The 1,354-nt window shown below is 41.8% G+C and carries 1 protein-coding gene; it reads right to left on the reverse strand.

Annotated elements, in window-relative coordinates:
- The coding region (locus CI603_RS06355; RefSeq protein WP_220702263.1) for an McrB family protein at positions 1-1,354 on the reverse strand (1,354 nt) is incomplete at both ends.

Consider the following 1,354-nt stretch of genomic DNA (forward strand, 5'->3'; position numbering starts at 1 on the left):
CCTCCGTTGGGCGTACCATCGAGAGCACTAGCTGATTCTTCTGCAGTTATTTCGATAAAAGTGAAGCGTCGTCTCATGGCAAAATCGAAGGAATCTACGCTTCGGTCTATGTCATTCATAGTTCCGATGATGTACACATTCTCGGGAATATAAAACTTTTGTCCTGCATCCAATCCGCCACGTTCCTTGTAGGCTAGAGAGTGGAGATTGACATACTGAGTGTCTACACTTCCTTTTTTGCCTCGGTAGTCTGGATCGATGCTGAAGAATAGCTCTCCGAAAATCTTTGAAAGATCTCCTCTGTTGATCTCGTCAATGACGATCACAAAGTTCTGGTCTGGATTGGTTCTTGCCTCGTTGACGAACTTAGTAAATGTTCCAGGATATAATTGGAAGCCCACATTGCCTGTCGCTGTAGTTTCGGGTCGGAGGCCTTCCACGAAATCCGTATAGTCGTAGCTAGGATGAAATTGGACAAATTCGTATTGGTGGCTTTCATTCAGTTGTGCGTTTAACTGTTCCTCGTTGTCATAGTCGACGCATAACAATTCAGCAGCTATTTTCCTGGCGACTGTGGTCTTTCCTGTTCCAGGGGCGCCATGGAAAATAATGTTTCTGACTTCCAGTAGTTGTTTCGCTCGTTCGCTGAGTTTGCTGTATTGTTCTGAGGTCATGTTGTGGTGCTTGGATTTATTTATTTTGTCTAGCTGGACAATCAAATCGAGCATTTGCCTGACCAATGCATTCGGTTTCTTTGCTGATAGATCAAGATCTTCTACAGTGCATGAGAGCGCTGGCATTTTTTTCTGCCAGGCTTCTGATCTGACCGGATGCCATCCAGCACGCAACTCTGCAATAATTTTACTTTCCTCATGAAACGAAGGACGAATATTAAGGTAGGTGCCGTTTACATTCATATATGTGGAATTAGGTGTAGCATAAGCCCCATTTTTAAAGAACCACAAGGTGAAATCCATGCCTGTTGACAGGATATTAAACTCTCGCTGTAATTCTGGGTAACCGTGATTTCTCCAGTACTCCACAAAATCTTCCTGCGTGCTGCATGTATGACTAAGACCTTGATCCTCTTTGCTCCCTTCTTTCTTTTCCTCCTTTTTTCTTACATTTTCGTTATTGTGTTCTACAAAGAAATTGAGTAAATAAGCAAATTTTTCATAATCATCTTCTTTTTGATGATATTCAATAAGAAATTGCCTATATAGATCTATCCCAGATTTCAAATCTATAGCAATCGTGCTTTTTTGAAAACCTGAGTCCGCTAAGATCTGATCACAAATAGGTTTGAACTCGTCATAGGTCAGATAGTCAAAAGCTGATTCTTTGACGGTAGTCG

The sequence above is a fragment of the Bifidobacterium sp. wkB338 genome, from assembly GCF_003688325.1.
Classification (GTDB): domain Bacteria; phylum Actinomycetota; class Actinomycetes; order Actinomycetales; family Bifidobacteriaceae; genus Bombiscardovia; species Bombiscardovia polysaccharolytica.